Source organism: Peteryoungia aggregata LMG 23059, assembly GCF_030814435.1.
Taxonomy (GTDB): Bacteria; Pseudomonadota; Alphaproteobacteria; order Rhizobiales; family Rhizobiaceae; genus Allorhizobium; species Allorhizobium aggregatum.
In genome coordinates, this window is sequence record NZ_JAUSUW010000006.1 from 122991 (window position 1) to 137338 (window position 14348).

The following is a 14348-nucleotide window of genomic DNA, read 5'->3' on the forward strand; positions in this document are numbered from 1 at the left end:
TCCGGCATGGGGCGCATCAAAATCACCATCATCGTGGCCGTGTCGGAGAACGGCGTGATCGGCCGTGACGGCGACATGCCATGGAGGCTTTCGACAGACCTGAAGCGGTTCAGGGCGCTCAGCATGGGCAAGCCGCTGGTGATGGGGCGCAAGACGTTCGAATCCGTCGGCTCGAAGCCTTTGCCGGGTCGTCCCCACGTGATCGTCAGCCGCAGTCACAGCTTCGATATGCCCGGTGTCGAGACGGTCGGAAGTCTGGGGGCGGCGTTGGAGCGCGCCACGGCGCTCGCCGAACAGAGCGGTGTTGACGAGGTCTGCGTGGTCGGTGGCGGCGAGATCTATCGTCAGGCCATCGACCTTGCGGATGTGTTGCATGTCACACATGTCGAGACCGTTGTCGACGGGGACACCACGTTTCCACCCGTTGACCCCGGGATATTCGAATGCATCGCGGAAACGCGCATTCCGGCCGGTGAGAAGGACAATTACCCCACTCGCTACGCGATATACCGTCGCAGGGACGCCTGATAACGCAAAATTTGCCCTTTCCGATGAAGAAGTTGACCCCCTCGCGTTGAAAGGCGAGGCTGCGATACCTATAAACCACTGGAACCTCATGCATGTCGATCGATCGGTCGGCGGGCGGAGGACTTGGGAGCTTTTCACAGCAAAGAGGTATTGATGCCCTGGAGCAATCAAAACGGCGGCGGCGGCGGTCCATGGGGCGGCGGTGGCGGCGGCGGTAACAATCAGGGCCCCTGGGGGCAGGGGCCGAACCGGCCGCGCGGCAATGGCGGCGGCGGCGGTGGCAACCAGCCTCCGGATCTCGAAGACCTGATCCGGCGCGGCCAGGATCGATTGAAGAACGTCATCCCCGGCGGCTTCAACGGTGGCGCCTTCGTGATCGTCGGTATCGTCCTGGTCGCCTTCTGGCTGATCCAGGCCGTGTACACTGTGCAGCCGGACGAGCGCGGTGTCGAACTGCGCTTCGGCAAGCCGAAGGCAGAGGTTGCGATGCCCGGCCTGCATTTCCATCTCTGGCCGGTCGAATCGGTCGAGATCGTGAAGGTCACGGAGCAGCAGCAGAATGTCGGCAGCCGGCCGACTTCGAACAATCCGGGCGCCGGTCTGATGCTCAGCGGCGATCAGAACATTGTCAGCGTTCAGTTCTCGGTGCTTTACACCGTGTCCGACCCGCAGTCCTATCTCTTCAACCTCGAAGATCCGACCCAGACCCTGCAGCAGGTTGCCGAAAGCGCCATGCGTGAAGTGGTCGGTCGCCGTCCGGCACAGGACGTCTTCCGCGACAATCGTGAAGAGATCTCGACGCAGGTCCGCGACATCATTCAGGGCACCATGGATACCTATGGCGCCGGCATCGCGATCAACGCGGTTCCGATCGAGGACGCTGCTCCTCCGCGCGAAGTGGCAGAAGCCTTCGAAGAAGTTCAGCGCGCCCAGCAGGACGAAGACCGCTTCGTCGAAGAGGCCAACCAATACGCCAACCAGCGTCTTGGTCAGGCTCGAGGCCAGGCCGCCCAGATCCGCGAAGAGGCAGCCGCCTATAAGGATCAGGTGGTGAAGGAAGCGGAAGGTGAGGCTCAGCGCTTCATTTCGATCTATGACGAATACGTCAAGGCGCCAGACGTGACGCGCCAGCGTATCTATCTGGAAACCATGGAGAATGTCCTGCGCAATTCGAACAAGGTGATCATCGACGAGAAGCAGGGGGTCGTGCCTTACCTGCCGCTCAACGAAATCACGCGTCAGCCGGCCAACCAGCCGGCAGGCCAGTCGACGACCGGAGGGAACTGACATGCAAAACCGTCTTCCCTATTTCATCGTCGCTCTCGGCGTTGCGCTCTTTTTCGTCTATTCGTCGATCTTCGTGGTCAACGAACGCGAACAGGCCATCGTGTTGCGCTTCGGCCAAATCCAAGACGTCAAGGCCGAGCCGGGCATCTACTTCAAGCTGCCCTTCGCCTTCATGGATGCCGACCGCGTCCAGTATGTCGAAGACCGTGCGCTCCGTTTCGACCTGCCGAACATCCGTGTTCAGGTGCGTGGCGGTGCCTTCTATGAAGTCGACGCTTTCGCCGTCTATCGCATCACCGATGCCCGTCGCTTCCGCGAAACGGTCTCGGCCGATCGGGAAGCCGCCGAATCGCGTCTGCGCACCCGTCTCGATGCAGCGCTTCGCCGTGTTTACGGTCTGCGCAACTTCGATGCCGCCCTTTCCGAAGAGCGTGGTTCGATGATGTCGGACGTGCGCAACGATCTTCAGGCGGCAGCCGAAAGCCTCGGCCTGCAGGTCACCGATGTCCGCATCCGCCGCACAGACCTGACGCAGGAAGTCTCGCAGCAGACCTTCCAGCGCATGAAGGCCGAGCGTCTTGCCGAAGCGGAACTGATCCGTGCCCGTGGTAACGAAGAAAGCCAGCGTCGCCGGGCGATCGCCGACCGTCAGGTCGTCGAGCTCCAGGCCGAAGCGCAGCGTGATTCGGAAATCCTGCGCGGTGAAGGCGATGCCCAGCGCAACAGCATCTTCGCCGATGCCTTCCAGCGCGACCCGGCCTTCTTCGAGTTCTATCGCTCGATGCGCGCCTATGTTGCTTCGATGAGCAACCAGGGTACGACGATGGTGCTTTCGCCGGACAGCGACTTCTTCCGCTTCTTCAACAGCGGGGTCGGAACTGGTGGGGCAGGACAAGCTGTCCCTACACCGGTGACACCGCCGGCGGCGGTCGGCAACTGACCTGATGGATGACCTGTTCGCAGGGATCGCCATCTTTCTGATCATCGAGGGGCTGGCCTATGCGCTGGCCCCTCGTTTTCTTGTGCGCATGGCAAGACTTCTGCCGCACATTCCTGAGGAGCAGTTGCGACTGCTTGGCCTTACGGCCGTGACCTTCGGCGCCGCAATGTTGTGGTTGCTGCGCGGCTGACAAGATCTGGTCGCAAGCTGCGGTTAGAGCTATTCCGGGAATTGTGATTTTGCCTTTGCCCATTCCGCCTTATGTTCATTGAGACACCAGACAATCCAGTGAGGAAGCCGATGATGAAACCCGTCCGCGCGTCGCGAATGATCCTGCCGGCTCTCCTCATGGGAACCGCGCTTGCGGTGGGTGCAGTCGGCGCGCCGCGTCCAGCTTTCGCCCAGGGGCCCGATTCGGTGGCCGATCTCGCCAGCGGCCTGCTGGGAGCTGTGGTCAACATCTCGACATCGCAGAGCGTGGCGGAAGAGGGGGATGGGCCGCTGCCGCAGGTGCCGGAAGGCTCGCCGTTCCAGGAACTCTTCGAGGATTTCTACAAGAACCGCGAAGGCGGGGAGAGCAACAACCGGGTCAATTCGCTCGGTTCGGGATTCGTGATCGACCCGACCGGTTTCATCGTCACCAACAATCACGTCATCGAAAACGCCGATGACATCGAAGTCATCTTCTCGGATGGATCGAAGCTCAAGGCGAAGCTGATCGGCACCGATACCAAAACCGATCTCTCCGTGCTGAAGGTCGAACCGCCGCAGCCACTGACCTCGGTCAAGTTCGGTGATTCCCGGAAGATGCGAATCGGTGACTGGGTCATGGCGATCGGCAACCCCTTCGGCCTCGGGGGATCCGTCACCGTCGGCATCATCTCGGCCAGCGGTCGCAACATCAATGCCGGCCCCTATGACAATTTCATTCAGACGGATGCTGCGATCAACAAGGGCAATTCCGGTGGACCGCTGTTCAACATGAGCGGTGACGTCATCGGCATCAACACGGCCATCATCTCGCCAAGCGGCGGCTCCATCGGGATCGGCTTTGCCGTGCCGACGGAGCTTGCGGAAAACATCGTCCAGCAATTGATCGAATTCGGCGAGACTCGGCGTGGCTGGCTCGGCGTGCGTATTCAGCCGGTTTCGGATGAAGTGGCAGAGAGCCTCAATATCGGTCGGGCGCGTGGTGCCCTGATCAGCGGAATCGTCGAGGGCGGGCCCGTGGCCGACGGTCCGATCCAGGTCGGCGACATCGTCATTTCCTTCAACGGGCGCGCGATCACCGAGACACGTGACCTGACCCGGATCGTCGCCGAAAGCCCGATCGGGGAGGCCCTCGACGTGGCGATCCTGCGCGACGGCAAGGAGCAGACGGTGAAGGTCACGCTCGGACGTCTTGAGGATGAGGTCGCCGATAACGAGACGGCTGAGCCAGAAACGGCTGTTGGGCCGGGCGCGGAGGGAACGGCGCCCGACGGCGGCGATGACAAGGCGACCGAAGACCAGCAACAGGATGAGACGCCCCCTGGAACAAACGGGGAGGACGGACAGGGGGCGACGGCAGACGATGCGCAGCCGAGTGCCCCGGTCACCGAGGGGCTGATCGGTGTCGAACTCTCGGCCCTCGACGATGCCAAGCGCGAGAGTTTCTCGATCGCCGAAGGTGTCGAGGGTGTCCTGATCACCCGCGTCCTGCCAGGCTCCAGGGCCGAGAGCAAGGGCCTGCTTGTCGGCGAGGTCATCGTCGAAGTGGCGCAGGAATTCATGAAGACACCGCAGCAGGTTGCCGAGAAGCTGACCAGCATCAAGGGCGAGGGGCGCCGGAGTGGTTACCTGATGATCGCCGACAAGGACGGCAATCTGCGTCTCGTCGCCGTGCCTCTGGAGTGAGGGATCAGCCGTACAGGCGCTGTACGGAGATGCTGTTCTGGCGGAGATAGTCCTCGAATTGCTCCGGAGGCATGGGGCGCCCGGCAAGGAATCCCTGGATCTCCCCGCAACTCAGGTGCCGCAACAGTTCGAACTGCCCCTTCGTCTCCACACCTTCTGCCGCAACGCTCATTCGCAGATCGCGGGCGAGCTTGATGACGGCCTCAACGATGGCTCGGCTGTCGGGGTTGGTCTCCAGATCAGAGATGAAGGATTGATCAATTTTCAGTTTGTCGAAATGGTAGCGACGCAGATAGCTGAGTGACGAGAAGCCCGTGCCGAAGTCGTCCAACGCGATGCGCAGGCCGAGCTTCGATAGTGAGGCAAGCGTTTCCTCCACCCCGATCGTCATTTCCATCAGCAGGCTTTCGGTCACCTCCAGTTCGAGACGGTGCGCCGGCAGCGCATTCTGCTTCAGCGTGCTCTCCACCAGAGGCAGAAGCCCTGGGCTCAGGAACTGGCGTGAAGACAGATTGACGGCGATGCGGATGTGCTCGGGCCAGTTCACCGCGTGCTGGCAGGCCTTGCGCAGGACCCAGCTGCCGATGGCGCCGATCTGGCCCGATTCTTCGGCGATAGGGATGAACTCGCCGGGGCTGATGGCCCCCAGGGTCGGATGGTTCCAGCGCAGCAGTGCCTCGGCGCAGACAACCGTTCGGGTCTGGGCATCGACGAGAGGCTGGAAATTGATGCTGAGGCTTTCCTCGGCCACGGCGATCGCCAGTTCCTGTTCGATCATGCTGCGACGCCGGGCGGCGGAATCCAATGATCCGTCGAAGAACCGGTAGCGATTGCGCCCGTCACGCTTGGCTCGGTAGAGGGCAAGGTCGGCGTTGCGCATCAGCTGGTCTGGATCCGTGCCGTCGATCGGTGCGCAGGCGATGCCGATGCTGACGCCGACCTGGGCCGAACCACAACGCAGTGAGATCGGTTTCTGCAGTTTGTCGATGATCCTGGCGGCGAGCGTCGCCGCGCTTTGCGGGTCGTCACCCGAGACATGCAGGATTGCGAACTCGTCGCCGCCGATGCGCGCCAGAGTGTCTGATTCACCGCGGAGCTGGCTGAGAATGCTGGCAACGGTCCTGAGCAGTTCGTCGCCACCGGTGTGCCCGAAATTGTCGTTGATCTGCTTGAAGCGATCGAGGTCCAGAAGAAGCACCGAGAAGGGATCGCCGAAGCGTTCATGGCGTGACACCGCGCGGGTGAAATCCTCCGACAGGAGGACACGGTTGCCGACGTCGGTGAGCGGATCGTGGCGGGCCATGTGCTCGATGCGCAAACGGCTTTCCCTGCTTGCCGTAACGTCACGCCCAACCCCACGGTAACCCTCGAAGTTGCCGTTCCGGTCGAAGATTGCCTTGGCGGTCAGGGACCAGATCGCCAGTTCGCCGCCGAGTTCGACACAGATATCCTGATCGCGGAAGGACTGCCGTGCCTCCAGACAGGATCTGAAATTCTCCCGACAGTCCAGTCCGTCAATTCCGACTGGCGAGAAGGGAATGATATTGGTGATCGGCTTGCCGATGACCATGTCTTCCGGCATCTGGATCTTGTCGTAAAAGCGTGCCGAGGCGCGCTCCAGGCCGAGGTTGCGGTCCGCACCCCACAGCCAGTCGGCTGCGTTTTCCTCGAAATCGTTGAGCAGGAGGTTGATGACATCGCGCTGTTCGTCGGCCGCGAGCTTCGCCCGGACGCGCTCTGTCAGGCTGGCGCAAACAGCCAGTGACGAGCGCACTATGATGGCGGCGAAGACGAGATAGAGTACGAACAGATAGGCGCCGACGATCGAGGGATCTCGCGACAATGCGATCGCCGCTCCGACGGCGACCGTGCTGCAGAAGACAATGGATGCAGGGGGGATTGTCGCCAGGGCAAATCCGCCCCCGCCCGCCATGCCGACGGTCAGGGCGATGAGCACCATGCGCTGTGTCTCGTCAGCGGTGTGGTAGGCCACGACATCGAGCATTGCCCAGAGCCCGCTCAGGATTGCGGCATAGAGGACCGCTCGGGCGGTACCACGCAGGCTGGCCCTTTCGCGGGGTGCCCGGCTGCGGGCACGCCACCAGCTCGACAGCGTATAGAGAGCGACGGCGACGAGCATCAGGCAGATCACGTTGACCGCGAATGTCGACGGACTGTCGCGAAAGGCAAAGAGCGCCAGGGTCGCGTTGCAGAGGTTCGCCGTCATCATCCAAGGCGTATTCGCCCTGACCACGGAAAGCCGGATGGCGCGTATGCGCTCTGCTTCCTCCGCTGTCTGGCCACCTTCTCCAAGGCGCAGGAAGCGGTCGAACATGCTCGCCATTCGGGTGCCTATGCGCGCCAGGACAGGTTTCTCCATGCGCCAACCTATAGTCGCGATATTTTAAGTCTGCGTAAATTAGGCCTATCGCCTTTTCCCTGTTCCGAGAATTTCGGCCGTTGCCCGATACAGGACATGTCTCTTCAGATGGGGGTGGGTGTCGGGGACTTTCGGGTGATCGAAGTCCCTGTCGACGAGGTGCTGCATCCCGAGGCGCCGCATCACGGCGATCGATCTCTCGTTGTCTTGGACGGCGAAGGCATAGACTTCCGGAATGGCGAGCGCGGCGGTCGCATGGTCGAGAAGGCGCGCGGCTGCCTCTGTCACATAACCCTGGCCCCAGAACCTCGTGGCGAGGCGCCAACCGATCTCCACCGAACCATCCGGCAGGATTCCGGGAAGGTCGACGGGGGCGAGGCCGCAGAACCCCATGGCTTCATCCGTCTGGCGGTCTGCCAGCGCGTAGAAGCCGAGACCGGTCTCGGCGATCATGTCCCGATTGCGGTCGAACAGGAGGTCGCAGTCTGCATGGCTGCGGCGCACGGGGAAGAATTGCATGACCCTTTCGTCGCGGTTGATCTCGCGAAACAGGTTGCGATCCTCCTCCTGCCAGTTGCGCAGAGCCAGACGCTCTGTCTCGACGATCGACATGAGGCTATGTCTCAAGGCGTCACGAAGTCGGTCTTGCGGTAACCCTGCAGGTAGAGGAGGGCGGTCAGGTCGCCGTGATCGATGCGGATCCTGGCTTCGGCGGCGACAGTCGGCTTGGCATGCAGGGCGACACCGGAGCCTGCAACGCCCAGCATGCCGAGGTCATTGGCTCCGTCGCCCACGGCAATCACATCATTCGGGGAGATCCCAAGCCGGCCAGCGATCTCAAGCAGCGAATCGACCTTGGCCTGCTTGCCGAGAATGGGTTCGGCCACCTCGCCGGTCAGGGCGCCATCCTGTTCGATGAGGATGTTGGCGCGGTTCTCATGGAAACCAAGCATTGCAGCAATGGGGGCGGTGAAGACGGTAAAGCCGCCGGAGACGAGCGCGGTGTAGCCACCCTTTGCCTTCATCGTTGCGATCAGTTCCCGGCCGCCCGGGGTCAGTGTGATCCGCCTGGCAATCACTTCGTCGACCACCGAGATCGGCAGGCCCTTGAGGAGTGCAACGCGCTCGCGAAGCGCCGGCTCGAAGGCGATTTCGCCGTTCATGGCGCGTGCCGTGATCTCAGAAACCTTGTCCTTCAGCCCCACTTCAGCCGCCAGCTCATCAATGCATTCCTGGCCGATCATCGTCGAATCCATGTCGGCGATGAGGAAAGATTTACGCCTGAGGTCGGCGCTCTGCACTGCGACGTCGACTGGATGGCCGGTCAGGGCACCACGCAGCAGGCGCTCTGCCTCGGCGGCGTCTGTGGTGTCCAGAAGCGGTATGTCGCAGGCGACGCCATCAGCCAGCCAGTACAGACGTGAAGATTCCACAGCGTCTGCGGCCCTCTCGGCGAGCGCCGAGGTCAGAATGGGGTTTGACGGATTGGCGACAAGCGTGGCAACCAAGGCCATGATGGAAGATCCTTGCAAGAACAATGACGCGATCCTGATAACCGGGCCGACTGCCAGCGGCAAGTCCGCGCTCGCGCTGGACTTCGCGCGTCTTTATGACGGCGTCGTGATCAATGCCGACAGCATGCAGGTCTACGATACCTTGCGCGTCGTGACCGCCCGCCCGAGCGATGCTGACATGGAGGGCGTTCCGCACCGGCTATACGGGCATGTTCCGGCGGGCCAGAGCTATTCGACCGGCGACTGGTTGCGGGAGATGGACCACCTGCTTGGCACCCTGAAGGCAGAAGGACGCATGCCAGTCATCGTCGGGGGAACCGGCCTCTATTTCAAGGCGCTCACCGGGGGGCTTTCGGACATGCCCGTCATTCCGGACCCGGTGAGAGCTGTCTTGAGGGAGCGATTGGCTGCTGAGGGTGGCGATGTGCTCCATCGGGAACTGTCGACGGTCGATCCACAAATGGCTGATCGTCTGAACCCGAGTGATGGCCAGCGCATCGTCCGTGCGCTGGAGGTGTTTCGAGTGACGGGGCGGTCGATTGCGGATTTCCAGAAGCAGTCCGGACCGATGCTGGTCGAGCCCGAAAGGGCATTGAGGCTCGTCGTCCTGCCAGACCGCAATCTCCTGCATGCTCGGATTAACCTCAGGTTCGAGAAGATGATGACAGAGGGGGCAATTGAGGAAGTCGTGGCCTTGCTCGACCTGGGTTTGGCTCCGGAGATGCCGGTCATGAAGGCGATCGGGGTGTCGCAGATTGCCGACATGCTCGCGGGCCACATTAGTCGTGCCGAGGCCATCGCACGGGCTTCTGCGGCGACGCGGCAATATGCCAAGCGCCAGATGACGTGGTTCCGCAACCAGATGGACGAGGGTTGGCAGAGGATCGATCCGGCGGTCTACCGGGTCGCCTGATGCGTGCTCAGTCGCGCTTGTAGAGGCTCGACAGCGGCTTTTTCAGGATGCTCTCCCGCAGCGAGGACGCCCCTTCGCGTCGCAATGGCTGGGATCCGAAGGTCGCTGAGGGGGCCTCGGCCGCGAAGGCCGGGGTCGGCATTTCCGGCCGCTGGCGTGGTGGTTCCTCAAGGGGTGTGCGGGGGAGCATGTCCGGACGATAGGGTTCGATCGGCGGCGTTTCGGCTGCAGATAGCGGCTGGCGGTGAACCGGAGCGTCGAAGGCTTGGCGCGGTGCTGTCGGAGATGGCTGGAACGTGGCCGGTGGGGCTGCTGCAGCACGCGTCACGGGCGGCAGTCGCATCTCATCGTAGCTGTCTTCATCCTCGAAGTCTTCGTCGTCGTAGAGGCCATCCGGCGCGCGCGGGATGTCGTCGCGACCGTAGCCAGTGTCGAAGCTTTGCTGGAAAGCCGAGATATCAGGCCCGACGATGGCGCGCATGCGTCCGACGATCGTCCGCAGATCGACCGTGTCCGGCGTCTCCTCCGTATGCTTCGCGTTGACGCCGTTTGCCTTGGGCAGTTGCTGCTCCTCAACGCGGCTGAAGCGCATGCGCATGGGCACGGCGATTGCCTCACCAAAGGCGATGGCTTCGCCATTGCCGATCGACGAAATGAAGCTGGTGGTCGAGATCGAGCTGTCGGGGATCGCCGAGCGGATGATCTCCTGGTCGCGGTCGTTGGAAAGGCGCATGGCAAACAGCGTCGAGCACTGCGACAGGATGGTCTGGTCGAGCTCGCCGGGACGCTGGGTGATCACGCCGAGCGAGACCCCGTATTTACGGCCTTCCTTGGCGATGCGGGCGATTGCCTGGCGGGTCGGGAAGAAGCCGAGAGTGGGATCAGCGGGAACGTAGCGGTGAGCTTCCTCGCAGACGACGAGCATGTGGATCGCGCCATTCGACCAGAGTGCCAGCTCGAACGCCATGCGGCAGAGCACCGAGGCGACCGAGTTGACGACTTCCGACGGGATGCCTGCCAGCTGGAAGGTCGAGATGGGGCGGTCGTCTCCCGGAATGCGGAAGATATGCGCGATCGTCTCCATGATCGTGTCGCTGATCGTATTGTTGGAGAACATGAAGTGATAGCGCGGGTCGTTGACCGCCGACATGATGCGCATCTTCAGCGAACGCAGGAAGGGCTTTTCGCCGCGACCTTCGAGACGACCGATCCGCTCGTCGATGAGAGCCAGGAGATCGGCGATGCGATACGGCACCGGTGTATCTGCCGTCATGGAGCTCTTGTCGGCCATTCGGCGCATCAGCGCGCTCTCATTGCCGCGAAAGGCGCGTTTGGCCTCGGGCATCAGATCGCGCAGGATGTCGAGTTCTTCGGCCACGGGTGGACGACCGCGGAAGAGGACCTCGGCGAATTCATCGAGGCGCATCAGCCAGAAGGGCAGGTCGAGCGTATCGGTATCGATGACCACCGCCAGTTCCGGGAAGGCGGCGGCGAATTCGTTATGCGGGTCGAGGATCAGAATGCGCAGCTTCGGGTCGCTCTCGATGGCCTTGCGCAGGAGAAGCGAGACGGCGGTCGACTTGCCGACGCCGGTCGAGCCGACCACGGCGAAGTGTTTTGAGAGCATCGAGGGGATATGGATCGTCGCGTCGATCGTTTCGTCCTGGGTCAGCTTGCCAATCACAGCCGTGTCGCCGAGGCGGCTGTCATAGATGCGCAGGAGGTCCGCCGCGCGGATGCGGTGGGCGATGGCGCCGAGATAGGGATAGCGTGAGATGCCGGTGGAGAAGACTTCCTTGCCATCATCCTGGACATAGACTTCGCCCAAGAGCTCGACCTCGATCAGGAACTGGTTGTCGGCGCCTTCGCCCCAGTCCTTGCCTTCCGTCTGCATGGAATAGGCGAGTGCCACGACACGGTTTTTGCCGACGCTGATGGATATCAGGCGCCCGACCGACCAGAGTTCGGTGAGGTCGGTACCGCCATCCTCCGCAACGGCTGCAATCGTGGCGCGCGCGCCATTGCACGCGACCACACGGCCGAGCATTCTGTTGCCTGGCCGCATGCCATCGCGGCGCTCTTGATCTCCGGATTGCCCGGACTTGTGAAGATCATCATTCAACAAGTGCATTCTCCCTGCTGGCGCAAGCGTAGAGGGGTTCGCTTAAAACTTCGTGTAGTGCGTTAGGGCGCCGGTCACTTTTGATCGTTGGCGACGCAACAAACTTTCGCGAGCTTGCGCATATTTTTCCGAAAGATGCGTTGACGCTGGGGCGCTTTCTGGCTAACAATTCGCCCCATGAAAAACTCGGTTGTACTTATCGTGGTGGGACGGCGCATGGGCAGGATGGTGTAACCATCCGGCGATAGCCACCCATGCGCTAGATGACAGGCTCCTCAAGGGGCCTTTTTTTATGCCCTAAACCGGGTTATCAGCCCCAAAAACCAAGAAGGCAGATGGAAACACAGCATGACGGGTAAAGACAATCAGATGACTGGCGCCGAGATCGTTCTCCGCGCGCTCAAGGATAACGGTGTCGAGCATATCTTCGGCTATCCCGGCGGCGCCGTGCTTCCGATCTATGACGAGATCTTCCAGCAGGAAGACATCCAGCACATCCTCGTCCGCCACGAACAGGGCGCGGGTCACGCTGCGGAAGGTTACGCGCGCTCGACCGGCAAGGTCGGCGTCATGCTGGTCACGTCCGGCCCCGGTGCCACCAATGCGGTGACGCCGCTGCAGGACGCGTTGATGGACAGCGTTCCGCTGGTCTGCATCTCCGGCCAGGTTCCGACCTCGCTGATCGGCTCTGACGCCTTCCAGGAATGCGATACCGTCGGCATCACGCGCCCCTGCACCAAGCACAACTGGCTGGTCAAGGACGTCAACCAGCTGGCCTCGATCATCCACGAAGCCTTCCGCATCGCACAGACGGGCCGTCCGGGCCCGGTTCTCGTCGACATCCCGAAGGACATCCAGTTCGCCACCGGCACCTATACCCCGCCGGATGCCCACAAGGCGCTGAAGAGCTACCAGCCGAAGGTCTCAGGCGATGCCCGCGCGATCCAGGCGGCTGTCGAGCTGATGGCCACGGCTCGTCGTCCGATCATCTATTCCGGCGGTGGCGTCGTGAATTCCGGTCCGGAAGCGACGAAGTTGCTCCGTGAACTGGTTGGCCTCACAGACTTCCCGATCACCTCGACCCTGATGGGTCTCGGCTGTTATCCGGCCTCGGGCAAGAACTGGCTCGGCATGCTCGGCATGCACGGTTCTTACGAAGCGAACATGGCGATGCATGATTGCGACGTCATGGTCTGCATCGGTGCGCGCTTCGACGACCGTATCACCGGCCGCCTCAATGCGTTCTCGCCGAACTCGAAGAAGATCCACATCGACATCGATCCATCGTCGATCAACAAGAATGTCCGCGTTGACGTTCCGATCACCGGCGATGTCGGCCGCGTTCTCGAAGACATGGTCCGCGCCTGGCGGGCCCTGCCCAAGAAGCCTGAGGCGTCGCAGACGGCCGAGTGGAATGCGAGCATTGCCAAGTGGCGCGCCCGCAATTCCTTTGCCTATACGCCGTCCAAGGACGTCATCATGCCGCAATACGCGCTGCAGCGGCTCTATGAGCTGACCAAGCATCGCGACACCTACATCACGACGGAAGTCGGCCAGCACCAGATGTGGGCGGCTCAGTATATCGGCTTTGAACAGCCGAACCGCTGGATGACATCGGGCGGTCTCGGCACGATGGGCTACGGCCTGCCGGCTGCCATCGGTGTCCAGGTCGCGCATCGAGACGCGCTGGTCATCGATGTCGCGGGCGATGCCTCGATCCAGATGTGCATCCAGGAAATGTCCTGCGCCATCCAGTACGAACTGCCGGTGAAAATCTTCATCCTCAACAACCAGTATATGGGCATGGTTCGCCAGTGGCAGCAGTTGCTGCATGGCAACCGTCTGTCGAGCTCCTACACGGAAGCCATGCCTGACTTCGTCAAGCTGGCGGAAGCCTATGGTGCGGTCGGTATCCGTTGCGAAAAGCCCGACGATCTCGACGGCGCCATCCAGGAAATGATCGACGTCAAGAAGCCTGTCATTTTCGACTGCCGTGTCGCCAATCTCGCCAACTGCTTCCCGATGATCCCCTCGGGCAAGGCACATAACGAGATGCTGCTGCCGGACGAGGCGACCGACGAAGCCGTCGCCACTGCCATCGATGCCAAGGGCCGTCAGCTCGTCTGACCGGGAGGAACAAGATCATGAACGCACATCTTCAGCCGACCGGTTCGGCCTATTTCATCGCCAAGGAAACCTCAGCCATCGAGAGCCATACCCTCTCGGTGCTGGTTGACAACGAGCCGGGCGTCCTTGCCCGCGTCATCGGCCTGTTCTCCGGTCGCGGCTATAACATCGAAAGCCTCACCGTCTCCGAAACCGAGCACGAGGCGCATCTGTCGCGCATCACCATCGTGACGCGTGGGACGCCCGGCGTGCTCGAGCAGATCAAGGCGCAGCTTGAGCGCATCGTTCCGGTGCATCGCGTGGTGGATCTGACCGTTCGGGCCCGCGAGCTCGGCCAGGAGCGCCCGATCGAGCGCGAGGTGGCTCTGGTGAAGGTGGTGGCGGATGCGGAGATGCGGGCCGAGACCCTGCGTCTCGCCGATGCCTTCCATGCCAAGGTGGTGGACGCGACCGTCAACCACTTCATCTTCGAGATCACCGGCAAGTCCTCGAAGATCGACCAATTTGTCTCGATCATGAAGCCGCTCGGCCTCAACGAGATCTGCCGCACCGGCATTGCCGCGATGAACCGTGGTCCGCAGGGCATGTAAGGAATTCGGGAATTCCCGAACTTAAAAAGGGGCGGCCTCGCGGTCGCCTTT

12 protein-coding genes are annotated in these 14348 nt (G+C 62.0%); 8 read left to right on the forward strand and 4 right to left on the reverse strand.

The genetic code is table 11. The annotated features are described in order from the left end of the window. The first annotated feature begins 6 nt into the window (after nt 1-6). The 5 genes from J2045_RS11810 to J2045_RS11830 all read left to right on the forward strand — a co-directional run bounded on the left by J2045_RS11810 (nt 7) and on the right by J2045_RS11830 (nt 4651). Nucleotides 7-528 (forward strand): dihydrofolate reductase, encoded by a 522-nt coding sequence (locus tag J2045_RS11810; RefSeq protein ID WP_307372966.1) that lies wholly within the window; start codon nt 7-9, stop codon nt 526-528. 153 nt (nt 529-681) lie between these two features. Continuing rightward, a complete protein-coding gene (gene hflK, locus J2045_RS11815; protein WP_307372969.1) occupies nt 682-1815 on the forward strand; it encodes an FtsH protease activity modulator HflK in 1134 nt (377 codons plus the stop codon). A gap of 1 nt (nt 1816) precedes the next feature. Continuing rightward, nucleotides 1817-2755, forward strand: a complete 939-nt coding sequence (hflC, locus tag J2045_RS11820) for a protease modulator HflC (protein ID WP_307372970.1) — start codon at nt 1817-1819, stop codon at nt 2753-2755. A gap of 4 nt (nt 2756-2759) precedes the next feature. Next, nucleotides 2760-2945, forward strand: a complete 186-nt coding sequence (locus tag J2045_RS11825; protein WP_307372971.1) for a DUF2065 domain-containing protein — start codon at nt 2760-2762, stop codon at nt 2943-2945. A 110-nt stretch (nt 2946-3055) separates the two neighbouring features. Further along, nucleotides 3056-4651 carry a Do family serine endopeptidase gene (locus J2045_RS11830; protein ID WP_370873094.1) on the forward strand — a complete coding sequence of 532 codons (1596 nt, stop codon included), beginning with the start codon at nt 3056-3058 and terminating at the stop codon, nt 4649-4651. 4 nt (nt 4652-4655) lie between these two features. On the opposite strand, the gene J2045_RS11835 is transcribed toward J2045_RS11830, so the two are convergent. The 3 genes from J2045_RS11835 to serB are packed head-to-tail and all read right to left on the reverse strand — an operon-like array spanning nt 4656 to nt 8545. After that, on the reverse strand, nt 4656-7031 hold the full coding sequence (locus J2045_RS11835) for a putative bifunctional diguanylate cyclase/phosphodiesterase (RefSeq protein WP_307372972.1): 2376 nt from the start codon (nt 7029-7031) through the stop codon (nt 4656-4658). A gap of 45 nt (nt 7032-7076) precedes the next feature. Next, complete coding sequence (locus J2045_RS11840; RefSeq protein ID WP_307372974.1) at nt 7077-7643, reverse strand: GNAT family N-acetyltransferase; 567 nt, start codon at nt 7641-7643, stop codon at nt 7077-7079. A gap of 11 nt (nt 7644-7654) precedes the next feature. Further along, nucleotides 7655-8545, reverse strand: coding sequence for a phosphoserine phosphatase SerB (gene serB / locus J2045_RS11845; protein ID WP_307372975.1), 891 nt, complete (start codon nt 8543-8545; stop codon nt 7655-7657). On the opposite strand from serB, the gene miaA reads away from it, so the two are divergent. Next, on the forward strand, nt 8544-9458 hold the full coding sequence (gene miaA, locus J2045_RS11850; protein WP_307373320.1) for a tRNA (adenosine(37)-N6)-dimethylallyltransferase MiaA: 915 nt from the start codon (nt 8544-8546) through the stop codon (nt 9456-9458). The genes serB and miaA overlap by 2 nt on opposite strands. A gap of 7 nt (nt 9459-9465) precedes the next feature. Here miaA and J2045_RS11855 read toward each other — a convergent pair whose 3' ends face one another. Then, complete coding sequence (locus tag J2045_RS11855) at nt 9466-11583, reverse strand: ATP-binding protein (protein WP_307372976.1); 2118 nt, start codon at nt 11581-11583, stop codon at nt 9466-9468. Nucleotides 11584-11928: 345 nt separating this feature from the next. Between J2045_RS11855 and J2045_RS11860 the strand changes: the two genes are divergently transcribed. After that, complete coding sequence (locus J2045_RS11860) at nt 11929-13707, forward strand: acetolactate synthase 3 large subunit (RefSeq protein ID WP_307372978.1); 1779 nt, start codon at nt 11929-11931, stop codon at nt 13705-13707. A gap of 17 nt (nt 13708-13724) precedes the next feature. Beyond that, nucleotides 13725-14297: an acetolactate synthase small subunit gene (ilvN, locus tag J2045_RS11865; RefSeq protein ID WP_166602354.1), complete on the forward strand. Its 573-nt coding sequence runs from the start codon at nt 13725-13727 to the stop codon at nt 14295-14297. Nucleotides 14298-14348 lie beyond the last annotated feature (51 nt).